A 22,902-nucleotide genomic window follows, 5' to 3' on the forward strand; every position below is an offset into this window, starting at 1 on the left:
GTGTTACTGCTCCGTCCGACGCCGCCTGACCAGGAGGACTCCGAGCAGTATGGCGACGAGGCCGACTGCACCTCCGGCGCCAATCCCCAGCCCGGTTACAGCCAGAGCGGCGGGACCGTTCGCTCCTGCGCTCGGCGACTGTCCAGAACCGCGTCCGTCGGGCTCCGTCGGGTCTGTGGGGTTGGCCGGGTTGGTGGGATCCGTCGGGTCTGTGGGATCCGTCGGGTCCGTCGGGTCCGTCGGGTCCGTCGGGTCCGTGGGGTCCGTCGGGTCCGTCGGGTCCGTGGGGTCCGTCGGGTCCGTGGGGTCCGTGGGGTCCGTCGGGTCCGTCGGGTCCGTCGGATCGGCGGACGGTGTCCACCGCAGGTAGTTCAGCTCCCGAATGTTGTCGCCCGCGTCAGCGACCCCGGCCCAGGGCGTCCGGAAGTGGACATCGCCCGGTACGAGGGTGTTCGAGTAGGAGGCGAAGACCACCTCCGATCCGTCCGCTGTGACCGACATGAGAGGCCGCCCGGGCCAGGGCGACATACCGACGTCGCAGCGACCGTTGTCGCACTCGCCGGCGAACACGGTCACGCCCGGATTCCCGTCTCGGTCGACGTCGATACGTTCCAGTTCCTCGGTGGCGACGTTCCAGCGGTACATTCCTGCACCATCGCTTCCCTCGAAGAAGCCGAACATCACCACCTGCGAACCGTCGCCGCTCAACAGAGCTTGGACAACCGGCGAGGATGCCGCCGTGTCGGGGGCTGTGTCTCCGCTGACTTCGGTGACCTTACCGGTCTCGAGATTGACAAGGTACACGTCGTCCTTGAGGTCGGTGTCACCCCCTTCCTCGCCTAGGTCGCCTCGTCCGTGGACGAGCGCGAGCGATCCGTCGTCGGAAAGGTCAAGCAGATCGAACTCGATGGGAAGGATCTGACGCGAGCCGGCCTCGCCCGCCTGCCAGTCCTTCCAGAACAGCATGCCGACGGACACAGAGCTCGTACGCGCGATTCGGGAGCCGTCGCCGCTGATGCGAGGTGCTGACGAACCATCAAGCTCGACCACCTGTTCGTCATCACCTTGCAGGTCTCGGACGTGGACCGCTGCGCCATCCTCGGTTGCCGCGACCACCCAACGCCCATCTGCGCTGACTGTCGACTGCATCAGGTCGGCGTAGCCGCTGAGTTGCGAAGTGGCACCGGAGTCCAGGTGGAGCAGTGTCTGTCCGACGGACGCGAGCGGGTGGTCCGGGGACATGCGCACGTCGAAGTAGCGCAGATCGACCGGGACCTCGTAACGCGTCACATCTCCGGTCGTGGTGTCTTCGATCTCGACCGCGCCGACTTGCTGGCCCTGGCCCGGAACATCGAATGCATCTGTGCCGCGGAGCAGGTAGCGACCTCCGTCCGCCGACACTGATGGAGCGAAGCCGATCTCATCCGCGTAGGTCATGAACGGCGAAGCGGCGTGGTCCCGGAGGAAGTCGGTCCCACCGATGTCGCGGCGAGCGGCGACGTCGACCTGTAGATCACGTTCAGTCGCGACGCCGAACCGGTCCGTGACACGTACGCGGGCTGTGTAGGTTCCCGGCTGGTCGTAGCGGTAGAGGAAGAACTCATTTCGCTCGCCGGACGATAGAGAAGGCAGCAGCGGGCGATCCAGAGTGCTGTCCCACTCGCCGTCCCCATCTGCGTCGAGCTCGTAGCGGACAATCACCTGCTCGGAGTCAAACGCGAACACATCGAAGCGGGTGTCGTACCCCGCCTCCGGTCGGTTAGGCGTGAGCAACCCGTTGATGATGGGAGCGGTGTTGGCAGCAACGCGCACGTTCACTTCCAGCTCTGCGGGTTCATGGAATGCGTCGCCGGGGAAGTGGACCAGCATCTTGTGCACTCCTGGGGCCAGAGTGGTTCCGATGTCGACCGGCAACCCGTACCGGGCTCCGTCGCGGACCACCGCGCTTCTCGCGCCCTGCCACGTCACTTCGATGCCCGAGTCATCGACGGCACCCAGGATCCCAGCAGGTCCACGAAGGACCACGGGCAGCGTGACGAGTGAACCCTGGCCGACGGTCGGGTGCTCCTCTACGGTGACGGTGGCACGTGTGACGTACACCGTGACCGTCGCGGGCTCCGAAGTGTGCACCCCGTCCTCTGCGACGTAGGCGAAGGAGAGCTCTCCAACGAAATCCCGATCCGGGCGCACGAGCACTCGGTCATCCGCGATGGTGACGGCCGCGTCCGTCGGCTGCTCGACCACCCTGTATGTGAGGTCGTCCCCGTTGGGGTCTGTGCCTCGCAGTCGTCCGGTCACATCGGTCGCGTACGGAGTCTGCAGAGTGATGTCGGAGACGCGAGGCATGTCCCCTCCGGGACCGTCCGCTGTGGGCCCGACCCGCGACGCAGTCAGAGCGACGACTCGCGTGTTCCCGACTGACGCCGTGACCTCGGACCCTGCGTAGCCCGTAGCAAGCTCCGCCAGTTCAGCGGTATAGATCCGGTCGCCCGCAGCGTCATCGCCTGCCGTGCCATCGTCTCGCAGCGGAGTGCGGAATGTCGTCTGCTTCGCGTCCACCGTCCGCGAAGACAGCGTCGTCGGCGCAGTTGTCGCGTCTGGCAGGACGAGTGCGGCGGTGAGCTCGGCGGGAGCCTGCTCGTCAGGTTGAGCGAGTTCAGCGGTCACCCGGATGGGAAGCCCGTCCACCCACACGGCGAATGACACGGTCCGCGCTTCTGCCGTGTGGAAAGAAATCGCCCAGTTACCAGTCGTCTCTCCATCGATCTTGCCGCTGCGATCCGAGAGCACGCCGGTCTGTCCGGCAGGAACCTCGAAGGTACTTCCGTTCACACTTGAACGAATAGTGGCTGTCACCTCGCCGGGCGCGGAGAGCGTCACTCCCACGGCAGATGCTCCTCGCGGGACAGAGAAGGCCCATGTGCGTCCACCGGCCGGCACATCCATCGTCTGCAGGTCCAGAAGCTGTGGCGCATGAGGCGGGTCGCCAAGGCCGGAGAGCCAGTCGGAGACTCCGTCGATGAACGAACGCACCGAATCTGCGATCCCATCCACAGGTGACGTCGACGGAACCGACGTCAGGCGCGGCAGAAGGAAATCGGAGGTGATCTCGTCGTCACCGAGCATCTCTTCTAGACGCACCGCATAGGTGGATGCGTCGCTGTAGCCGCTCAGGACAGAGCTCGTGGTGCTGAAACCGTCGCCAGGCTCGTCGCTGAAGCACGTCGTGTCTTCAGCGTCTCCCGCCACGACAGATACGGATGCTCCGTGCGTACGGGTGACGCGCTCGTTGAACTGCGTCATCACGTCGGTGCGGTACTCCAAGTGTGCCGCGTCGAGGAAGAGGTCGGCGCAGGCCGCTCCGGCGTTCGGTGTTCCGAGGAGAATCAGGCGTTCCACGGTCCGCGCATCTTCGGACACATACTGGTCGAGGAACAGGCGGGCGGGGATGCCGCCCGTGGAGTGGGCGATGATGTCGACCCGCTCGGCGTTGGTGAGTGCCCTGACCTCGTTCACTGTGGCAGCGATGTGCTCGGCAGCGGCCTCGACGTATCCTTCGGGTCCAGCGACGACGTCGGCTGCTGCAGTCTCGATGTGCCAGTCCTCGCGTTGAGCGGTCAATTGTTCGGCGAGGGCGGTGAACCCGTCTGCAGTGCCCCACCCTCCGACGGTGATGACGGGGCGTGGCTCGACGGTTACCTCTCCGGTGAGCGCCTGAACCGGGCCGTCATCCGCGACCAGTGCGATGCGAATACTTGCGGGCGCGCTCGGAGATCCCTCGTTCCAGGAGAGACCGGTCGTGTCCCACTCCCACGTCTCGTCGCGGCGCTCTCCGGGGCGGAGACTGAACGGTTCGCTTTCGTGCCGCAGTTCACCGTTGATGAAGAACTGAGCCCGGAGCCCTTCGACGGGGTCGCGATCCGAAGCGTCGTTGTTCGCAGCGGTCGCGGTCAGCCGCACTGTGCTGCCGTCGACCGTACGGTCCACGACGAGCACTCGGTCCTCGGGGGTTGCATCGACGCGCTGCTCATCCATGCGTCCTCCAAGCTCCAGGCGTGGGGGCTGCGGAGCCTGGCCGTACGGATACAGCAGAACATGGGTGTAATCGTCGAGGTCCAAAGCGCCCAGGGACGCGACGATGACTCGGTCGTCGGTGATTCCTGAACTGCTTGTGTACGAACCCCACCCCGAGTCTTCGAGGTCGCCGACGTGGTCGAGCAGAGAGTAGACACCCTCTCGCCACACCCAGCCACGGTCGAGACGCTGAGGCCCCACGGCGACGTCCCCTACAACGTCACCACGAAGGTTCACGCCGGTAGGAACGCCGTCTCCAAGGAGGACACCGTCGCTCGCGCTTGTCCAAGACCACGCTCGCTTCGTGCCGTCCGTCGCTGCGGTCGAGCCAACCACCCGACCATCCTCGCTCAGGGCGGTCGCGACGACGTCGATGCCAGCGAATGCAACAGGGAGGGTGATGGCGACGGGTTCTCCAGCGGCCGGATGGAACCAGCTGCGAGCGCCATTGACGTAAATCAGGTCGCCTCGTGCGTTCACATCAACCACAAGCCCCGGAGCGTCGAACGCGAGCGGCTTCTCGCCCGGGCTGGGCCAAACGATGTTCTGGACGGCACCGCTTTCTTGCGGCGTCAGGTGACCGAAGACGCGACCACTGTCGTCGATCCCGACGATGTCAATATCACCGCCCGCAAGGAGCGGCATCGACTCCCAGAGTGTGCCGGTGTCGCTCCAGCACCACAAGAGATTCCCGTGGTCGTCTCGACACGACCCGACGAGAAGGTCATCAGTGACGCCCGAGATGGACTCGGCACCTGTGAGCTCTGTCTGCCGCCCGGTCTGGAGGGAGACTCGATAGGCCTGACCCTGAATAGTGACGTAGGCATCTTCATTAGTGAGCACTCCCACTCGGGCCCGGCCGATACCGGGGAGCATGCGCGTCACCCAGTCAGGCATCTGCTCATTCTCGAGAATCGTGACGGACGTCTCGACATTGCCCAAAGTCAGTCCGGCGGCTCCGGTGAGACGCACGAAGAAGTCAAGGTCGCCACCTTTGAGCTCGTCGTCGAGGATCTCGACTTCAATGAAGTTCTCGGTCTCGCCGGGTTCGAAGGTGACGACGCCGTCGCCGGCAACGAAGTCCTGACCCGCAAGGGCCGTGCCGTTCACCGTCTCCCATCCGACTTCTGCGGGTTCGTTTGGCGCCCCGGTGAGGGTAACGGGGATGCGCACCGAACTGTCGTTCTCGCCGACGACTGCCGTCTTCGGAAGATCAGCGCACAGCTGCAGCAGCACCTTCACCGCATCGGGGTGGTGCTCGATCTGCGAACACCCGTCCAGCGGTGCGTACTCGCCGCTGACGGAGCTGGCTCGGATGATGTCATACTCTCCGGGGACGGCGGCGTCGGTATCCGTGCGAAGGTCGAGAAGGCCTGCGAGTTCGGCGGTGCCCGTGACGTTCAAGGCGTCCTGGTGGAGCTGGCCGAGGCGGATGCGCAGGGAAGCGTCGGCGCGCTGTCGGTAGTTTCCATCGATGGTGAGAGTGTCGTACGTATCGTCGGTCCCAGGTTCAACAGCCCCCTGGTTCTCTACGGTTCCGAAGACAGCGCCAGAGCCGCTAAGAGCTGCTCCGGCGGCGATGGCGACGATTCCAGAGTTGGCGTCGATTCCTGCGCGCTCGGCGACCTGTGCGCGCCCGGCGAGCACGTCGACGCGCGAGGCGATGACGTCAGCGCTGTCCCGCACGTCGAGGATGCTGCTAGTGGTCAGTTCGCTCGCCAGCAGTTGTGCATCGTCGTGGAGGATCACGTCGCCCGCGAGCGCGGCTGTCGTTGCCGACGTCCACCCCGAGAGATCCATTCGGCCGCCGGCGTCGACATCGAGTCGGCCTGCTGTCTCGATCTTCGTGTCGGCGCTTGCGTCGAGGACTCCGCCTACGATGATGCGTGTCCCTTCTGCTCCCGAAAGCGCTCCGTTGAGAGTCGAGGCGCCGTCGAGACGGAGAGTGGCACCGTTCGCGACACTCAGCATCGATTCTGGTGCGAGCTCGAGCGCGGCGTCGACGTCGAGCGTTGCGGCATCGACGGTCACGATGCTGTCGAGCGCGAAGCGGCCGCCGCCGCGGATCGTCAGGGTCGCGCCTCCATCCAGCACGCCACCAGAAACGTTGAGGCGTGCGTCGTCGACGAGTGAGATATCTGGCTGCGTGGCCGCCAGGACGAGGAGGCTGGCCGCGTCGAGGGTCTTACCCGCTGCGAGGGTGGAAGCGCCGGTATCCAGGCGCAGGCGCTGCGTCTGAAGGTTGGTGGCCACCTCTCCTCCACCCCAGGTGAACTGGTCGGTCACGGTCAAGCTCTCCGGTCCAGCGACGACTCCGCCGATGAGTTCGGCGCGGTCTGCGGTGACGGGGACGTTCAGCGTCATGGTCCCGTCGCTCACGAAATAGTCGAGTTCGGCATTGTCTTCCGACTCGAACACGACCTCGCCGCCGACGAGAAGAGTGCCGAGGTCGATGTCGCCGAGCATCAGGATGCGGGATCCCTCGAGGGCTTCCAGTTCGCCCTCCCCGGTGAGAGAGCTCGGCTGTCCCCATCCGGTCCGTGTGTTGACACCGACGTAGTTGTCCACGTCGATGGTCCACTCGCCCCAGAGCGTTGCACCACCGAAAAGTTCAAGGCGGCTCTTGCTGCCGCCGACGTTCGTCTTTGATTCTGGCTCGGTGATGACGAAGCTGGTGATGCTCAGCACGGACGAGTTCACTCGGAAGGAGTCTTCGACAACGATGGTGCCGCCGTAGATGGCAGCATCCGCGGTATGTACGGACTCCAGCTCTTGAACGGTGAGGGCGACACCCTCGCTGATCCCGAGCCGAGGTACCGAGCCATGTCCAGAACGATCCGTGAAGTGAAGCGCTTGGACGCTCGACTGGCCTCTGACCACGAGGGAGCCCTCCACGACGACGACGGCGTCAGCGACGAGCCGACCGACGTCTGCCGAGAATCCCTTCGGCACCACGAGCTCGCTGTCAGTCGCGCACGCCACCTGGGAGCTGGTGGGAACAGCGGACGGGCTCCAGTTTCCAGGTATATCCCATCGACCACCCCACCCGCCGACCCACGTCACGTCACAGAGCGGAGGTTCTTCGTCGGCGAAGGCTTCAGCAGCTGTAGGGGCCGGCTCCTGATGCTGGGCGAGTTCGTCCTGCAATTCATTCACCCACTCGGGCGCGGGCGGCGTCTCCACGGCATTCTGCGGATATGTCTCTGCGGCGTAGGTCGGAGACACCGTGAGGCCCGCAACTAGGGCGACGGTGAGGAGCGCGGCGGAAGCCGCTCGGAGGGCGAAGGCGCGTCGGATGTTCATTGAGATCTCGTGTCAGCGGGTTTGTGCGGAGGGGTAGAGGGACGGGAGGAGGTGTTCGAAGAGTCCGACCTCCTCGACGTTATGGCAGATCCATGCTTCTTCCATTCCCGGTCTGAATACGCGAGAGCGGAGATAGGCGTTGATGGGAAGAGCCCAGGCCGAACGGGCGCCCACATCCATCACCGATGTGTAATGGGTGGCGGATTCCGCACGCGACCACGTGTGCTCGAGCTGGAAGAACACGACCCCCGCGATGCGGAGAACAAGTCGTATTCCGGTAGGGTCGAGCTTTTCCACTCGGTCAATTGAGTCGATATAGAAGCGCTCGTCACGTCCCATCGCTTCGACAATGCGGAAGCGTGCGCCTTCACCGGCGCCACCTCCCGGCGCCGAGCGCTTAAGCTCCCAGTGAATGTGGTCGAGCGGGTGCCAGGCGCGATACCGCGGGACGGTTTCACCCGCGTAGGACATGTGCTCACCGATGTGAGAGAACCATTGGAGGAGCATCTCGGGGGTCACCCCCTGCAGCGGCTCGTGGTCGATAGTGATTCGCAGCCGTCTGTGCGGGAACTCCTGGATCGAGGTGCGCCCTTCCGGGACGGAGCGCAGGGGAAACACCACGGGGAGCGGCTGCGGGAGCGGAAGCCTGTGCATGAAGATGCCCTTCAGATGTGTACGGGTGCTTTCAGTGCCATGTTGCGGCGAGGGTCTTGCACGGGCCTTTCGCGATGCTGAACCTGCGACTCGATCCGTGCGAGATGCCGGCGGCTACGCCATCCGACCGCGGCGGTACCAGTCCGCGGTCGCGCCGACAGACTCCGCATAGGGTGTCGCGTTCGCTCCGAAGCGTGCGGTGAAATCGGAGGCGTCGATGACGAACGGCTGCTCGAACTGATAGATCATCTCCGCTCCTTCGCGTGCGAGGGGCCAGACCATACCGAGGGCCTTGCCCGTTCTGCTGGAGATGCGGGAGAAACGGACCGGGCGGTCGTTCGACGGAGCTGCGAGCTGGATGAGATCGCGTGCCGTGGTGGGCGGGGGTGTAGGAATCATCCAGACCCGCCCGGCGGAATCATCGGCCTCGGCGAGCGTAATCAAGCCACGCGCGAAGTCGTCGATGAACATCGGAGTAATGGGGAGATCAGGGTTGCCGATGTAGATCGGTCGCTTTCCGCGCGCAGCCGCTCCGATGAATGAGGCGTTCAAGAGAGAGCCGACGTGCGGCCCGAAAAGCTCGGGCGCTCGGCCGATGGTGACATCCGCCACGCCCCGATAGTGCGCAGTCAGCAGCATCTCGCCAAGCCAGGCGCGGAGGACTCCCTTATGGCTCACGGGACTTTCCGCGGTCCGCTCGGACATCGGACCGTTGACCTTGCCATACATCCATGTGTCGTCGGCAAACACGACGCGTGCACCGACGTCCCCGGCCGCCTCGATGATGGCGCGCGTGATTCGCGGGAACTGCGACTGCCAGTTCTCGAACGTCGGCATGACGCAGTGATAGACGACCGATGCACCCTCCACGGCCTTTCGGAGGCTGGCGGGGTCGAGTGCATCGGCACCGACCGAAGTGACCCCGGCCGGCAGATCGGCTTGGACGCGTCGGCTTACCGCGCGCACTGCCGTTCCGCGAGCGCTGAGCTCTCGGACGATGACGCGTCCGGTTGCCCCGGTTGCGCCGACTACCGCATGAATGTTGTGAGACATGAAGGACCCTTCCCAGGTGGGTGGCGACTGTTGGGGTCAGCTTCTGCGGTCACGCTTGCACGATCCTTTCCCTCCCTCCACTCAGTCGACGCGGTGTCTGAGGTGAGCGTGAGTAGGCGGCATAGAGCGTGAGTTCAACCGCCAAGACATTGCGCCTCGGTAGGCATTCGCCATGACTCGAGAGAGGCAACCGAAACTCATCTACTGGCGCTCAGCGGCCGGGAACTCCCATCTGAGCCAGCAGGTGCCTCACCGCCAAGCGCTCCTGCGGATGAGAAACGCGCACACTGGCGCGAAGCCGCTCGCGTCGTTCCACAGCCACCCGCGTGGGAGGGACGAGTGCACCGGCTTCACGTACAGTGACGGCAACGCGGGTCGGAAACTGATTCGCGCCGTCGGCGGAGTCGACGATGTCAGACATTGGAGAGCCCTTTCTACAACATTCGGCTACTACTATTAGCCTCGGGACCTCTCCTTGCATGAACCTTTCGTTGCGCTCCCGTGCCCTCACAGATAGCAGAGCGCGGACTACTCGCAGGAGGTCCGCGCCTAGGGGGAATCGTCGGGCAAGCAACTTGCGGTGCAACGGCGCGTGTCAATCCAGTACCGACGGAGAGCCGGGTAGCCGAGCTCCGACTGGTCGGATACGTCTTGAAGCACCCCGCCTACTCGCTCGATAGTGCGGTAGGAGCCGACATTGTCGTCATTGCACGTCACCATCACCCTGTCGACGCCGATCTCTCGCGCGCGCCGCACAGCCAGGGCGAGAGCGGCCGTTGCGTACCCTTGGCGCCGCATAGTCGCACGCACTGAGTAGCCAACGTGCCCGCCGACGGCGCGAAGCCAGTCATTCAGCCGATGACGAACCGACAAGAAGCCGACAACCTCGTCGTTGTCGACGAGCCAGAACAGGTCGTTATGGACCGCATCATCGGGGAGCTCGACAGAAGTATCCGCCAGCAGCTTCGCCTTCTCGATGAGCAGGTCGAGGGTTGCCCGGTCGGGTGTGACGGGAGCCACGAGGCCCGACCCGTTGATGTGCCCCTCGCCGAACTCCGCGATGGCGCGTGCCCAGGAATCGAACAACTCGACGCTGGGTCTCTCGAGAGAAACCGACCTCGCCAGTTGAGCGAGTTGTGGCGGATCGAAATTCGACATGAAGTGCCTCCAAGGGTGCGATGCCTTCTATGGCAATGCTCTTCGCGGCCCCTTGCACTCAGCTTTCGCTCCCTCTAGGGTCGACGCTGCAGGCGGCTCCCCTCGACCGCGAGCACCAACGCTCTCCATGAGAGATCGATTAGATCGAACGGTTTACGCCCACGGCGTCATCTCCGTCCGCGAGCGCATAACGCAGAACCATCTCGGCGTGTGTCCAAAGGAGGGCACCGCCGGCCCCTGCAATGAGCTTCCTATTGGCAGTCGGGATCCGACTGGCCAGCGTCTCCGATTGGTCCGGTGAATGGCCGAGATCCTTCGCTCCGACAAGTATGTCTACCGGGCGCTTGATGGCTCCAAGAGGCAGGTCCCAGCGCCCCATTGCCAACAGCGTGTCCCGCACGTATCCGGCTCCGTCGTTCGCAAAGCCCTCTTCCAGCGCGCGACGGTACATGTCGACGAAATCCCGGGAGCTGTAGACCCTGCGGTCCTCGTCGGACGCGCTTTCGAGGATCATCTGCTCCATCTCCCGCGGACCGAAACTGGCGAATAGGCTCGCTGCCTCAGCTGGGTCGGTCTCGACCAGCTCAGCGAGGGCCGCCGCGTGGGGCGCGAGCAGTCCTCGGATTCGCGGATCAGCAACCTCGTCTGCGGGCGAGACCAGGACAAGACGCGAGGCCCAACCGGTCACCGCTGCAGCGACGCCGAAGATGCCTCCCTGCGAATTTGCAACCACAGGGACGGGCCTGTCCTCCCCGAGCACGCAATTGACGAAGGACTGATAATCCTGCGCGGTGCTCCAGACATCCCGCATCATGTGGTCGGATGAGCCCTCCATCCCGGGACGGTCCATCGTGATGAGCCGGACGCCGAGTACCCCAAGGGCGTCTAGACCGAACCGCATGGTCTTCCCTGTAGCAGCTCCGGCCACGAAGAGCACAGGTCGACCTCCCTCGGGACCGGAGCTCGTTCCCGTCAGCTGGCGACCATCGGGCAGGGGCAATAGGTGTTCACGTACGCTCATAGCGGCCTCATTATGGCAATGATGAATGCCTATCGCGACCCTTCAAGTGTTGTGCGGGTCCGCCTCGCCTGCTCGCTACCGCACCTAGGTAGATGCCGGAAGCGGGCTCAGGAATTGTGGCCGTGGTACCGTCGGACTTTGTGCCTACTCCTCAGTCTTCTCTCGACGCGCCGATGAGGGCGACGGCCGACCGCCAATTCCGTTCCTCAAGGCTGGGATAGCGCCGCGACCGCATCGGCATGAGAAGAAGAGTGGTCATCGTCGATCTCTTGCCCTGCAGATGGGTTTCTTTGAGGATCCAGCGTATCGCCGACCAGGCAGGCTTACCGGCCGGGTTGGGCTTGCCTCCACCAAGGCGCAGAGTTCCTTGCGCATGAATAGAATCATGGAGGTTGTCGAGAGAGGCTGAACTATGGGGTTCAAGGTCCGCAAGTCCATCAAGATCGCGCCCGGCGTGCGACTGAATGTATCCAGCAAGAACATCGGTGTATCGGCGGGTGTCCGGGGCGCCCGCGTCAGCGTGAACACCAACGGGCGCATGACGCGTACGGTCGGGATCCCGGGCACCGGCATCTCGCACACACAGTCGTCGAGTATCAGCGCGAAGCGTCCTGCATCCCGTCCGCGGCAGCAACCACAACCGACAGCTCCACCGAAGCCGAAGAAGATCAAGCCGGGTCTCACTGCCCCGGCGTGGGAGAAGCAACTGTTCAAGCAGCTCAGCGGACCCGGTGACGCATCGGTAATCCATGCGGTTGGTCAGCAGACCCCCGCGGCCGCGCCAACGGCCGCAATGGTCGAGGTGCTGCGGGTGGCTGCTCCGAACCGCGATGACGCACGGGCTCGCGTACTGCTTGGGTGGCTTTTCGACTCTGGATACGACCCCACCAGCGACCCGTTCATCACCAAGTACGTGGATACAGCCGAAGTCAGCATCCCGGTTGCGACCGGCGTGACGGCGATGATGAAGTGGGACCGTCAGGCCCTCGGCCTGCTGGCCGCCGAGCTAGAGCAGGCCGCCGGCGATCCCGAGCGAGCCATATCCATCGTCGAAGCACTGGAGCCGACGACAGTTGCTGCCGTGTCCCTCGCCGAGCTCTACGCGGAGCAGGAAAGATGGGCAGACATCATCGACCTGACCAACGGTCTCACCAACGAGGACGTCGCAGCGACGTTCCTCCTCATCCAGCGCGGCACGGCGCTGCGTGAACAGGGGTACTTCGAGGCCGCTCGCGAAGCGCTGAAGGAAGCGCTACGCGTGCGTTCGCGCCCCGTCGAGCTGCGACACCTCGCGCTTGTCGCACGAGGGCACACCTATCTCGCCGAAGGGAAGAAGGCCATGGCCCGCAAGGACTACGAGCGGGTACTGGCGGACAACGCCGCCTATCCCGGACTCACCGAGATGCTCGCCGCGGTGAGCGCGTGAGCACCCCTCCCGCCGGCTGGTTCCCCGACCCTGAGAATCCCAAGCAGACCCGCTGGTGGGACGGACAGCAATGGAGCGCGCAGACCGCGCCGCCCCCACCGACCGGCATGCTTCCTCCGCCCGCGACAACCTTCGCGACCGCAGCAGCGAAGCGAAAGATACCCACTTGGCTGTGGATTATCGGCGGGCTAGCCGCCGTGCTCGTAACAGTCTTCCTCTCCCCGCTCGTCGCGCTGATCGCGCTGATCGTCACGATCACCGGTGTGGTCGCCCTTGTCCGCAACACCCCGACTTGGCTGCGCTTCACCTCGCGCCGACGAGCAGTGATCTGGACCATCGCGTCCGCCGTGGTCTTCTTCGTCGTCGGAAGCATCAGCACCGCGCTCTACCCGACGGACGAGAGCACCGCTGTTGAGGCGCCTGCTGATGTCGTCTCGACAACGACCGCGAGTCCAACGCCCACTCCATCCGCGACGCCGTTCGCGGATGACGCGTCAGAGGTGCAGGCCTTCGCGGGTCTGGCCGGCACTGCGAAGGATGCATCGGCGACGGCTAACCAAACTGCTCTCGCAGTTCTCGCCACCCTCGAGGTGAAGGGTCGCGCCCCGAAAACCGGATACGACCGAGACGAGTTCGGCCAGCGATGGCTCGACATCGACCGCAACGGCTGTGACACCCGGAACGACATCCTCGCCCGCGACCTCGCCGACGCCACACGGTCGGGTCCGTGCCGCGTGATCTCCGGGTCGCTCGCCGATCCCTTTACCGGAACCGAGATTGCGTTCTCCCGCGGACAGGGCACGTCCGAGCTGGTGCAGATCGACCACGTCGTGTCACTGTCCGACGCCTGGCAGAAGGGCGCTCAACAGCTCACTGCAGATCAGCGCGCGACCTTCGCAAACGATCCGCTGAACCTCCTCGCGGTCGATGGCTCGGCTAACGCGCAGAAGGGCGACGGCGACGCGGCGACATGGTTGCCCTCGAACCGAGACTTTCGCTGTGCCTACGTCGCGCGGCAGGTAGCGGTGAAGGCCACCTACGGTCTGTGGGTGACGCAGGCCGAGTACGACGCTATGGATCGCGTGCTGGTGACCTGCCCGGACGAGCCCGCACCTAGCTCAGCTTTCGCTGCACCCGCTCCGCAGCCGACATCGGAACCAGCGCCCGTCGAGCCAGATCCAGCGCCGGTCCCGGCACCAGCACCCATCCAGCCCGCACCCGCTCCGGTAGAGCCGGTACCCGCTCCGGCGCCACCCGCGAACACGTTCTACGCGAACTGCGATGCGGTGCGCGCGGCAGGCGCTTCGCCCCTCTACGCCGGCTCGCCTGGATACAGCCGGAAGCTTGACCGAGACGGAGACGGCGTCGCTTGCGAATGAGCGATGCGCAAGCACGCTCTGAAGTGGCACGACCATCTACAACATCTGCCTCAACGGCCAACTCCTGCAGACAGCGACATCGACCGTCGCTACGCGGTCGTCAGCCGCGGATGATGGATGTGGCGACCGTGAGGAAGGTCGCAGCAGCTAGGCAGGCTCTCACCTCGAGCTCCGCCGGATCTCGAACGTGCTCGGGCGGCAGGCGTGCCGCGGTTCGCTGTGGACTTGTCAGATGTCGAACACAGGCCCCGGCGCGAGGACTCCTCCCCCTGCTACGGTCGCGGCCGCTCGGCAGCCCAATGGGTTGCTTCGACCGGGGATATGTTCTCCGCGACTCTCTCTCACCGACTACCCTGCGGCGAGTCCGGGGCGATTGCGGCAGATCCGCCAGAAAATTGATGTCACGGTCAGTCCAAGGACTCTGCCAAGGCCGGAATGAGCCGTTTCGCCAGTCGAGAGTAGGGGACCACCTCGATCTGCCAAGGTGACCAAGTGCATAACGTAGCCCTGTAGGGATTTCAGAGGGTAGCTAGGGCCCCCTTTACTACTTACTTACTCTTGATCTCTCATATGAACTACCTACTACTTGGCAACCTTGCTAACAGCCCCCGATCCCTTGGAATCACTGGGGAAACTCCAGCCAAGGTGCCCTTGGTCAGCAGTTGTCGTTTTCGTCTACCACAGGTCCACCCGCACTAGATCTGCCGAAATATTTTTGGCAGATCCGATGCGGGTGCATCAACGGTGGAGTCATGGGCGACGCGAACTTGATGCTGTGGAACGTTCGCGTCAGTCAGCACGTGGGCCAAGTGGAGCTCGCCGAACGATCCAACGTTTCTCAAGCTGTCATCTCGGGGATCGAGAGAGGCCGCCTCACTCCCTCCGCCGACGCTGACGCTCGCCGGGCAGGAGATCAACCCGCAGTCGTACGCGATCTGCAAGGCCGACATGACCGTCAAAGGCCAGTCGGTCGATGCCCCATCTTCTTCGGCGACACCCTCATCAAGGACAGCCACGCTGGCGCGACGTTCAGTTACGGTCTCCCTAATCCGCCGTTCGGCGTCGATTGGAAGTAGCAGCAGAAGGCCGTCACGGACGAACATACTCAGCGCGGATTCGCGGGACGGTTCGGACCTGGCCTGCCGCGCGTCTCGGATGGATCGATGTTGTTACTCATGCACCTCATCTCGAAAATGCGCTCCGCCTCGGATGGAGGCGGGCGGGCTGCCATCGTCCTCAATGGCAGCCCGCTGTTCACCGGTGGAGCAGGGTCAGGCGAGTCCAACATTCGCACGTGGGTGCTCTAGTGCGATCTGCTCGAAGCAATCATCGCGCTACCCACCGACATGTTCTACAACACCGGCATCGCCACCTACGTCTGGGTGCTCTCGACCAAGAAAAGCGCCGAGCGCACGGGCCGGGTACAGCTCATAGACGGCACGAAGCTCTTCCGCAAGATGCGCAAGGGGCTTGGCTCGAAGCGCAACGAGCTCGGTCCCGACGACTCGCCCTCCCTGCATCGGCCGCGGCACGCTCGGCAACCGTGGGCTGCTCGACCGGGGGGTGCTTCCCGCGACTCTCTCTCGCCTACTACCCTGCGGCGAATCGAGCAGACTGCGGGGAAACTGCGCACATTTGGTGCATTGCCCACCCCCTGCCCAGGCGGGGAGGGGCCTCGATCCCTGCCGGGAGAAGGGATCGGCGCGATCTGCCCAGGTTGCCAAGTGCGGAACGTACCCCTGTAGGGGGATGAGAGCGAAGTTGGCCCCTTTTACTACTTACTTACTTTTCCCTTATGAATACTCACTACAACTTGGCAACCTGGGCAGAGCCCTCGGATCCCAGTCGGGAGTATGGCAAACTCCAGCCCAGGTGACCTTGGCAGCACTGGCCACACCTGGCAGAATCCAGACCTCAGCACCTCTGCGGGCGCCGTGCGGTGCGGTCGTCGGTGATGGCGACGAGGACGAGGATCCCCGCCATGGTGGTGCTGATGGTCAGGCCGGGCAGGCTCGCGCCCAGAACTGCGACCGCAGCGCATATGAGGATCGCGAGCGGTCGTGCCGGTGTCATGCGGCCGGTGGCCCTGAGCTCGATGAGCAGTTGCGCAAGGAGGAAGAGGATCGGGCCTGCGGTCACGGCGACCCGCTCGGCGGTGGCGAGAGGGTGGAGGGGGCGGGCGATGACGAGTTCGTCTCCGACAGCAGAGAGGATGATGCCGGCGATCACTAGGATGTGACCGTAGGTGTAGACGTCTCGGGCCCGCCGCGTTCGGGTGTCGTCGCCTCGCAGGGCATGTTCGCCGATCTTGCTGGTCGTGAGGAAGTACAGCCACCACATCGCCGCGGTGCTGATGAACGCGATGATCAGCGCCGCCACCGTCGCCGCGTTAAGGTCGTGTGATGTTGCCGTGACGCCGGTGAGGATGACGGTCTCGCCGAGAGCGGCGATCACGAACAGTCCGAACCTCTCGGAGAAGTGCGTGGTTGCGATGTGCCACGTGGTGGGCATCAGTCGCGGGCGTCCGGGTATCGGGTACAGGAGGATTGGCGCGAGGTAGTCCACGCAGAGCGCGACGGTCCACCACCACATTCGGACGGAGGGATCGGTGAGGCCCCCTGCGACCCAGAACACACCGGCGAGGAGGAACCAGGTCATGATTCGGCCGGCCTGTTGCCGTTCGACGCTTCCGCGTCGGGCGGCGACGACGGTGAGGAACCCGTGACGTAGTAGCTGTATCGCCACATATGCAGCGGCGAAGAGCAGCCCCCGCTCCTCGAACGCGTGCGGCAGGGCGATGGCCATCAGCAGGCTGCCCAGCATCAGAACGATCAGCAGAAGCCTGACGGGATTCGTCTCGGAGTTGAGTTCGTTGGTCGCCCAGGTGGTGTAGTTCCATGACCACCACACGGCGAGCAGCACGATCACGGCGCGCCCGGCCCCCGCCCAGGTGAGCTCGTCGAGGAGGAGATGGGAGATCTGTGTGATCGAGAAGACGAACACGAGATCGTAGAACAGCTCCAGCGTCGCCGCACGCTGGAGCGCAGCGCCCTCACGACGCCGGAGCTGCTCATTCACCACGGTAGGGTGCCGTCCTTATCGGTGACGGTTCCGGTGGGCGTCGCGGAGCCCATTGTGGCGATCCGGACCGCCGCTTCGGCTCCTTCCACCACGGTCTGCCCGACGTTGCCGGTGAAGTCCGTGGCGGTCTGCCCGGGGTCCACCGCGTTGAAGCGCACCTCGGGGATTGTCTTCGCATATTGCGTGGTCAACATCGTCACGGCGCTCTTGGAGGACCCGTAGGCGGCGAGCACGTACTGCGACTCGACACGGTTCGGATCCTGGGTGAGGGTGAACGACCCCATACCGCTGGTCACGTTGATCACCGACGGGTCCGTTCCCTCGCGGAGCAGCGGCAGGAACGCGCGGGTGACACGCACGACCCCGAAGACATTCGTCTCGTATACGTCACGCACCTGGTCGGCGGTCATCACGTCGGGTGCGGCGACCTCACCGAGGATCCCGGCATTGTTGATGAGGATGTCCAGATGCCCCACCTGGTCCCGGATGGTAGCCGCCGCCTCCTCCACCGACGCGTCATCGGTCACGTTCATGCGGACGTAACGGGCACGGAGTCGCTCCGCGGCCTCACGGCCGGAGGTGGAGTCTCGCGCGCTGATCCACACGTTCTGCCCGGCCGCGATCAGGCGACGGGCCACCTCGTAGCCGAGCCCCCTGTTGCCACCGGTGATGAGTGTCGTCGTCATCCGAGAACCTCCCTCCTGCACCGTCCTCACGCCGCCGGCCGGAACGGACGCAGGATGCGGATCCCGTCTTCGATGGAACCATCGATGAGTTCGAGCATCTCCGGCACCAGAGCCACCATCCGGGGTGCGGAGAGATGCGCATCCAGCAGCTCCCGAGTCTCCCACCGCTCATAGATGACGAACGCTCCAGGCGCTCCCTCCACTTCATGGGCTTCGTAGTCGATGTTGCCGGCGTCGTTGCGCGAGGGCGTGACGGCGGCGGTGATGAACGCTCGCAGCTCGCTCTCCCGTCCCGGCTTCGCCGTCGCGTCCCACAGCACGGTCACGTAACCATCGGATGTTGCGGTCATGATGAATTCCTTCGATAGGCGCGGTCTACGATTCACCGCAATATTTACAGTAAGTGGCTGTAACGAAACAACCTGAACGGGACGCTAGCGGCATCTTTGGGTTACAGTCAAGTTGTGTAACCGAAAGGAAACAGCATGTCCCCGAAGACGCCGCGGCGAACCGGCGAGTCAGAACGACCGACATCAGCGCACGGCGGGCGTCCACGAGACCCCGCCATCGAAGAGGCAATCATCGACGCCACCCGACTGTTGCTGGCCACCAAGGGCTACTCAGCCCTGACCATCGGGGACATCGTGGCCCAGGCCGGCGTCACCCGCCCCACCCTCTACCGGCGGTGGCCGAACAAGTACGAACTGGCCGTCGAAGCGCTGCAGTACGGGCTGCGCAAACAGCGGGAGGCATACCCGCCGTTCGATCTCGACACGCTCACCCCCCGGGACGCGTTCGTCGAAGCCATCCACCGCCTCGATCCGCGCTACCACAACCCCCGAGCGATGACGCTGCACGGGAACTTCATGGCCGAGGCCGAACGGGAGCCGGGCCTGCTCGAGCAGATGAGAGCGCAAGGAAACCAACCCCGCTGCCAGGAACTCACCGACGTACTCCAGGACCTGCAGCAGCGCGGAGCTGTGCGTGCGGACATCGATGTCGACACCATCGTCAGCCTGTGTTTCGGCAGCTACTTCGCCGACTTCAACCGATTCGGCGGCGACGTCCCCGCCGACCTCCCCGAACGAGTGGCGTCCGCCCTGTGGCCGGCCATCGCCGCCCTTCCGGAGTCACCGGATCAGGAAGCAGTTACGAACTGACGGGCTCCGCGACCGGGACGTCAGCCGGTTCGGGGACGAGGTACAGGCCCCCGGGAGAGTTCGCGGTGAAAGCGAGCGCCTCAGCCCAGGCGCGGTTGATGGCGGGCTGACGGCTGCCGTGGTACTTGAAGACCATCGCGCTGCCGCCGTGCATCTGATTATCTCGTAAGCGGATGCCCATGCCCTGCCCTAGTTGTGAGGCCCTGCGGGGTCGCGCCGTCGAGCGTCAGCAGCTTTCGTGACGCCGAACTGTGAGTAGTCGGCGTGACCGTGATACCCCCCACACGACAATGAGGCGCAGAGCGGTGTCCCCGGTGTTGACGAGGTCGTGGTCCACGCCCGCAGCGGCAAGGACGGTGTCCCCAGGCCCAAGGTCGTAGGCGGTGCCGTCCACGGTCATCCGCGCCTGCCCCTCCGTGATGAGATACATCTCATCCTTCGGGTTCTCGTCGCGGTCGTGCGTGTACATGCCCTCATCGCCGCCCGGCGGCAGCTCCCAGCTCTGCACCGCTACCGGCAGGTTGCTGGTGTCGTAGAAGTGCCATTGCATGCGCACTGGGTGCGTGGAGTCGTGGAGGTCGTAGTCATAGGCCCAGTCGTCGCGGCGCTCGAGCATCGCGTCCTCCCGCTCTGCCTCAGGCGACATAGACGAGTCGCTTGTTGACGAATTCGTCGATCCCGAGAGGACCGAGTTCCCGACCGAAACCGGACCGCTTGACACCACCGAACGGGAGTTCCGCACCCTCAGCCACGGGCGCGTTGATGCTCACCATGCCGCTCTCGATGCGGGAGGCGAACGCCGCGGCGCGTTCGACGTCCGCGCTGAAGACCGCAGCCCCGAGACCGAACTCGGTGTCGTTGGCCAGGTGCAGCGCCTGCTCCTCGGTGCCCGCGTGGTAGACGACCGCGACCGGGCCGAATAGCTCCTCGGAGTACGCACGCATCTGCGGTGTGACCCCAGTCAGCACGGCGGGCGCGAAGTACGCGCCGTCCACTGTGCCACCGACGTGGAGCGTCGCTCCCTTCGCCACGGCGTCCGCCACCTGTCCTGCCAGGTGCTCCGCGCCGCTGCGGCTCGCCAACGGGCCGTATTCGCCGTCTGCGAGGCTCAGGGGGTCACCGGGGGTGAGGTCCGAGGCGAGTCTGACGAGCTCACGCACGATGTCGTCGAACCGCTCTCCGACGACGATGATGCGCTTGTTGGAGTTGCAGGCCTGGCCGAGGTTCTCCATCCGCATGCCCCACGCGGTGTCTGCGGCGTCTTTGGCGGAGTCGGTGTCGAGGATGACGTATGCATCCGATCCACCGAGCTCCAGCACCACCTTCTTCAGGTGCTCTCCGGCGGTCCGGGCCACGGCGGCACCCGCGCGCTCCGACCCGGTCAGGGACACGCCTCTGACCCGTGGGTCGGCGATGATGGACTCGACCTACTAATGGGTGGCGAGAACCGTCTGGTATGCCCCGTCGGGTACGCCCGCCTCGAGGAGCAGCGCGTTCAGCGCCTGCGCCGACTGCGGGCACCATTCGGACGGTTTCAGCAGCACCGTGTTACCGAGCGCGAGGTTGGGGGCGGCGAACCGTGCCACCTGGTAATACGGGTAGTTCCAGGTGTCTCATCTCACCTCCAGCCGGTCGTCGAGCATGCCCACCTCCGCGAGCAACGTCTCGACCCGGTGATCCTGGTCCGCGCGCAGGTGGCGGGGTAGGTCGCGGTCGGACAGCGCCCGCTCCAGCCATACCCCATCGGCGAGAAGTCGAGCACTGCGCACCGCCGAGGGGGTGTGCTCCAACGACCCGAACCATTCCTTCAGGGCTTCGTCCCAGCGGTGCAACGCATAGTCGCGGGATCGCGGGTCTGCGAGTGCGCTCAGCAGCCGCGCATCGCGCGGACCGTTGATGACGTGGTCGGCGTATGCACGAACTCGCTCGACGTCCTCGGGCGTTCCCTCAACGCGTTCCTCAACGCCTCGCCGAGGATCTTCGACGAGGGCAGAGATATCGTCGCCGGTGAAATCCCCGAAGACAGCATGTGTCAGCATCAGCCCCCTCCTTGTGGGTGTTCGTCATGGACAACTCTCAGTGCGGCACGCAGTGCGGGTCCGCCGAACAGCGGCGTCTGCTCGGCGGCGAATACGAGGTGTCTGCCGAGCGCGCGCCGCAACCGGGTCGACCATGCCTCGCGCATCGACCACGATGAGCAGCGTCGAGACGCGCGTGGTGAGGACATGGTGGCGTATCGCGGCGCGCGCTCGGTTCCGCGCTACTCCCGCTCGGCATGCCGACGCATCGACCCGGTAGTGTCACATAGGCAAAGAACCCGGTATACCTGGATCGGGAGGCATCATGCAGGCACGTAATCACGCGAAAGACATCGATCTACCCGACCACCGAGTGGCGGTCTGTGGAGATTGGCACGGGAACCAGCACTGGGCACGAATGATCTCCCGAGCCCTGCCCAAACTTGCACCCGATGTAACTACGCTGTTGCATCTCGGTGACTGGTGGATGCCGCCCCATGCCGTCGACGAGATCTTCGGCGAGACATCCATCACTCGCTTCTACGTCACGGCTGGGAATCACGAGCAGTGGGACGAGATCACCCCGCTCCTTGAGAAGCACCCCGGCGAGGCCGTGCAGGTCTCCGAGCTCACCTGGATACTCCCGCGGCCGGCACGCCTCACCATCGGCGGACGCTCGGTGCTGTCCCTTGGCGGCGCCTCATCCGTTGACCGGGAGTCCAGGCCAGAGGGGGTGACGTGGTGGCCTGACGAGGCCATCACCGACACACAGGTCGCCGAAGCCATCTCCGGCGGCCCCGCGGACCTGATGCTCACGCACGAGTCTCCGGCAGACACGCCTGTCCGCGCTGTCCGTGAGATTCTGCGGAACAACCCGCATCGGTTCACGAAGGCGGCGTTGGAGGCATCCGCGACATCACGCAGGCGAGTCAACAAAGTCTGGGATGCCGTGCGCCCCGAGCTACTCGCGCACGGCCACATGCACGTCGGGGCAGGCGGACAGACCGCGGACGGCCGCCGCGTGGCGAGCCTCGGGCGTGATGACGACGAGGGGAACCTCGGGATCCTCGACATGAGCAACCTTCGGATGACGACCCCAAGCCTGGCAATCCTCCGCGGATACGCCCGCGACAACCGTCCTCGCTTGACCCGCGAGCAGCGGATCAAGACCACCGCAGAAGCCATGCATTCCGTCGCCCTGGACGGCCTCCGACCAACCGCTCAAGCCCGACGTGACGCCCAGGACTACATCGACGGAGTCCGCACCCTCGAGGAGATCATCGAAGACGTCCGGCGCCGCCACACCCGCATGGAGGAAGAGTCATGACCGAGCTCGACAACTCGGCCGGCCGAGGGATCGACACCGGCTGCTCGATCAACGACGACATCCGCGCTCGCCGAACAGCTGGGGGATGATTGCCGCGCCCCCATGCCGGGAGAACGCCGTGGCGCGTTCTTATACTTCAGCCGAGTATAAGGACGCGCCACGACACTTCCTACGACGGGCGACATCCATCCCGAGGAGGGCTACCAGGCCGGCCACCTACAGACCCGGGCCCTTGTCAGCGCCTGCCGCTCGCGCCAGCGGAGCCCACGCTAAAGACGTGACTCCGCCATGAGTTGTTCGACCGATAACCCGAAAGCGTCAGCGATACCGACCAACGTCGTCATGCGAGGATTTGACGGCCCGGCGTCCTGCTTGCCGCTCGCCGACCGTCCGGCTTCGATGAGCTGAAGCTGGTTCTTCGTGATGCCGACCCGAGCGGCGAGCATCTCCTGCGTCAGGCCCGACTCGTGGCGAAGCGCACGGACCACACCGCCGAATCTTGTAGCCGCTTCAGGACCCCACATCGCACACCACGCCTTGACAGGGGGCGGTGCGTTTCAGC

18 protein-coding genes and 1 pseudogene are annotated in these 22,902 nt (G+C 64.8%); 6 read left to right on the forward strand and 13 right to left on the reverse strand.

Features of this window, described 5'->3' with window-relative positions:
* Positions 1-3 precede the first annotated feature (3 nt).
* The 5 genes from DW309_RS07460 to DW309_RS07480 all read right to left on the reverse strand — a co-directional run bounded on the left by DW309_RS07460 (position 4) and on the right by DW309_RS07480 (position 11,179).
* Complete coding sequence (locus tag DW309_RS07460; RefSeq protein WP_136045013.1) at positions 4-7,377, reverse strand: Calx-beta domain-containing protein; 7,374 nt, start codon at positions 7,375-7,377, stop codon at positions 4-6.
* A gap of 12 nt (positions 7,378-7,389) precedes the next feature.
* Positions 7,390-7,998 (reverse strand): hypothetical protein, encoded by a 609-nt coding sequence (locus tag DW309_RS07465; RefSeq protein WP_240753147.1) that lies wholly within the window; start codon positions 7,996-7,998, stop codon positions 7,390-7,392.
* Between the two features lie 147 nt (positions 7,999-8,145).
* Complete coding sequence (locus DW309_RS07470) at positions 8,146-9,084, reverse strand: NAD-dependent epimerase/dehydratase family protein (RefSeq protein WP_136045015.1); 939 nt, start codon at positions 9,082-9,084, stop codon at positions 8,146-8,148.
* 549 nt (positions 9,085-9,633) lie between these two features.
* Positions 9,634-10,242 carry a GNAT family N-acetyltransferase gene (locus tag DW309_RS07475; protein ID WP_136045016.1) on the reverse strand — a complete coding sequence of 203 codons (609 nt, stop codon included), beginning with the start codon at positions 10,240-10,242 and terminating at the stop codon, positions 9,634-9,636.
* Between the two features lie 139 nt (positions 10,243-10,381).
* A complete protein-coding gene (locus DW309_RS07480; RefSeq protein WP_168387218.1) occupies positions 10,382-11,179 on the reverse strand; it encodes an alpha/beta hydrolase in 798 nt (265 codons plus the stop codon).
* Positions 11,180-11,675: 496 nt separating this feature from the next.
* Here DW309_RS07480 and DW309_RS19880 point away from each other — a divergent pair, with 496 nt between their 5' ends.
* The 4 genes from DW309_RS19880 to DW309_RS20185 all read left to right on the forward strand — a co-directional run bounded on the left by DW309_RS19880 (position 11,676) and on the right by DW309_RS20185 (position 15,813).
* Positions 11,676-12,689 carry a DUF4236 domain-containing protein gene (locus DW309_RS19880; RefSeq protein ID WP_136029804.1) on the forward strand — a complete coding sequence of 338 codons (1,014 nt, stop codon included), beginning with the start codon at positions 11,676-11,678 and terminating at the stop codon, positions 12,687-12,689.
* Positions 12,686-14,068, forward strand: coding sequence for a GmrSD restriction endonuclease domain-containing protein (locus DW309_RS07490; protein ID WP_136029803.1), 1,383 nt, complete (start codon positions 12,686-12,688; stop codon positions 14,066-14,068). Before DW309_RS19880 ends, DW309_RS07490 begins: the two co-directional genes overlap by 4 nt.
* 770 nt (positions 14,069-14,838) lie before the next feature.
* Complete coding sequence (locus DW309_RS20225; RefSeq protein ID WP_446724690.1) at positions 14,839-15,144, forward strand: helix-turn-helix domain-containing protein; 306 nt, start codon at positions 14,839-14,841, stop codon at positions 15,142-15,144.
* Positions 15,145-15,414: 270 nt separating this feature from the next.
* Positions 15,415-15,813, forward strand: a complete 399-nt coding sequence (locus DW309_RS20185; protein WP_342590372.1) for an N-6 DNA methylase — start codon at positions 15,415-15,417, stop codon at positions 15,811-15,813.
* 169 nt (positions 15,814-15,982) lie between these two features.
* On the opposite strand, the gene DW309_RS07505 is transcribed toward DW309_RS20185, so the two are convergent.
* The 3 genes from DW309_RS07505 to DW309_RS07515 are packed head-to-tail and all read right to left on the reverse strand — an operon-like array spanning position 15,983 to position 18,185.
* Positions 15,983-17,146, reverse strand: a complete 1,164-nt coding sequence (locus DW309_RS07505) for a low temperature requirement protein A (protein ID WP_136029800.1) — start codon at positions 17,144-17,146, stop codon at positions 15,983-15,985.
* On the reverse strand, positions 17,143-17,835 hold the full coding sequence (locus DW309_RS07510) for an SDR family NAD(P)-dependent oxidoreductase (RefSeq protein WP_136029798.1): 693 nt from the start codon (positions 17,833-17,835) through the stop codon (positions 17,143-17,145). The genes DW309_RS07505 and DW309_RS07510 overlap by 4 nt, the downstream gene beginning before the upstream one ends.
* A 26-nt stretch (positions 17,836-17,861) precedes the next feature.
* Entirely contained in the window at positions 17,862-18,185 is a 324-nt protein-coding gene (locus DW309_RS07515; protein WP_115364453.1) for a putative quinol monooxygenase, read from the reverse strand.
* A 135-nt stretch (positions 18,186-18,320) separates the two neighbouring features.
* Here DW309_RS07515 and DW309_RS07520 point away from each other — a divergent pair, with 135 nt between their 5' ends.
* Complete coding sequence (locus DW309_RS07520) at positions 18,321-18,995, forward strand: TetR/AcrR family transcriptional regulator (protein ID WP_136029796.1); 675 nt, start codon at positions 18,321-18,323, stop codon at positions 18,993-18,995.
* Here the strand turns inward: DW309_RS07520 and DW309_RS19990 are convergent.
* The 4 genes and pseudogenes from DW309_RS19990 to DW309_RS07540 form a co-directional block, all read right to left on the reverse strand.
* Positions 18,985-19,176, reverse strand: coding sequence for a DUF7882 family protein (locus DW309_RS19990; protein WP_446724688.1), 192 nt, complete (start codon positions 19,174-19,176; stop codon positions 18,985-18,987). The genes DW309_RS07520 and DW309_RS19990 overlap by 11 nt on opposite strands.
* A 45-nt stretch (positions 19,177-19,221) precedes the next feature.
* Positions 19,222-19,611: a cupin domain-containing protein gene (locus DW309_RS07530; RefSeq protein WP_240753149.1), complete on the reverse strand. Its 390-nt coding sequence runs from the start codon at positions 19,609-19,611 to the stop codon at positions 19,222-19,224.
* 19 nt (positions 19,612-19,630) lie between these two features.
* Positions 19,631-20,593, reverse strand: a pseudogene (locus DW309_RS07535) (aldehyde dehydrogenase family protein); the annotation flags it as partial.
* 15 nt (positions 20,594-20,608) lie between these two features.
* Positions 20,609-21,034 (reverse strand): hypothetical protein, encoded by a 426-nt coding sequence (locus DW309_RS07540; protein ID WP_136045018.1) that lies wholly within the window; start codon positions 21,032-21,034, stop codon positions 20,609-20,611.
* Positions 21,035-21,338: 304 nt separating this feature from the next.
* On the opposite strand from DW309_RS07540, the gene DW309_RS07545 reads away from it, so the two are divergent.
* Positions 21,339-22,340 carry an antitoxin VbhA family protein gene (locus DW309_RS07545; protein ID WP_136045019.1) on the forward strand — a complete coding sequence of 334 codons (1,002 nt, stop codon included), beginning with the start codon at positions 21,339-21,341 and terminating at the stop codon, positions 22,338-22,340.
* A 269-nt stretch (positions 22,341-22,609) separates the two neighbouring features.
* On the opposite strand, the gene DW309_RS20230 is transcribed toward DW309_RS07545, so the two are convergent.
* Positions 22,610-22,864, reverse strand: coding sequence for a helix-turn-helix domain-containing protein (locus DW309_RS20230; protein WP_136045020.1), 255 nt, complete (start codon positions 22,862-22,864; stop codon positions 22,610-22,612).
* Positions 22,865-22,902: the final 38 nt, after the last annotated feature.

Source organism: Microbacterium sp. K41 (genome assembly GCF_004794395.1).
GTDB lineage: Bacteria > Actinomycetota > Actinomycetes > Actinomycetales > Microbacteriaceae > Microbacterium > Microbacterium sufflavum.

Coding starts and splice junctions, on each gene's coding strand:
- DW309_RS07460 (WP_136045013.1), bottom strand. CDS start 7,377: ATGAACATCCGACGCGCCTTCGCCCTCCGAGCGGCTTCCGCCGCGCTC.
- DW309_RS07470 (WP_136045015.1), bottom strand. CDS start 9,084: ATGTCTCACAACATTCATGCGGTAGTCGGCGCAACCGGGGCAACCGGA.
- DW309_RS07475 (WP_136045016.1), bottom strand. CDS start 10,242: ATGTCGAATTTCGATCCGCCACAACTCGCTCAACTGGCGAGGTCGGTT.
- DW309_RS19880 (WP_136029804.1), top strand. CDS start 11,676: ATGGGGTTCAAGGTCCGCAAGTCCATCAAGATCGCGCCCGGCGTGCGA.
- DW309_RS20225 (WP_446724690.1), top strand. CDS start 14,839: ATGCTGTGGAACGTTCGCGTCAGTCAGCACGTGGGCCAAGTGGAGCTC.
- DW309_RS20185 (WP_342590372.1), top strand. CDS start 15,415: ATGTTCTACAACACCGGCATCGCCACCTACGTCTGGGTGCTCTCGACC.
- DW309_RS07510 (WP_136029798.1), bottom strand. CDS start 17,835: ATGACGACGACACTCATCACCGGTGGCAACAGGGGGCTCGGCTACGAG.
- DW309_RS07515 (WP_115364453.1), bottom strand. CDS start 18,185: ATGACCGCAACATCCGATGGTTACGTGACCGTGCTGTGGGACGCGACG.
- DW309_RS07520 (WP_136029796.1), top strand. CDS start 18,321: ATGTCCCCGAAGACGCCGCGGCGAACCGGCGAGTCAGAACGACCGACA.
- DW309_RS19990 (WP_446724688.1), bottom strand. CDS start 19,176: ATGGGCATCCGCTTACGAGATAATCAGATGCACGGCGGCAGCGCGATG.
- DW309_RS07530 (WP_240753149.1), bottom strand. CDS start 19,611: ATGCTCGAGCGCCGCGACGACTGGGCCTATGACTACGACCTCCACGAC.
- DW309_RS07540 (WP_136045018.1), bottom strand. CDS start 21,034: ATGCTGACACATGCTGTCTTCGGGGATTTCACCGGCGACGATATCTCT.
- DW309_RS07545 (WP_136045019.1), top strand. CDS start 21,339: ATGCAGGCACGTAATCACGCGAAAGACATCGATCTACCCGACCACCGA.
- DW309_RS20230 (WP_136045020.1), bottom strand. CDS start 22,864: ATGTGGGGTCCTGAAGCGGCTACAAGATTCGGCGGTGTGGTCCGTGCG.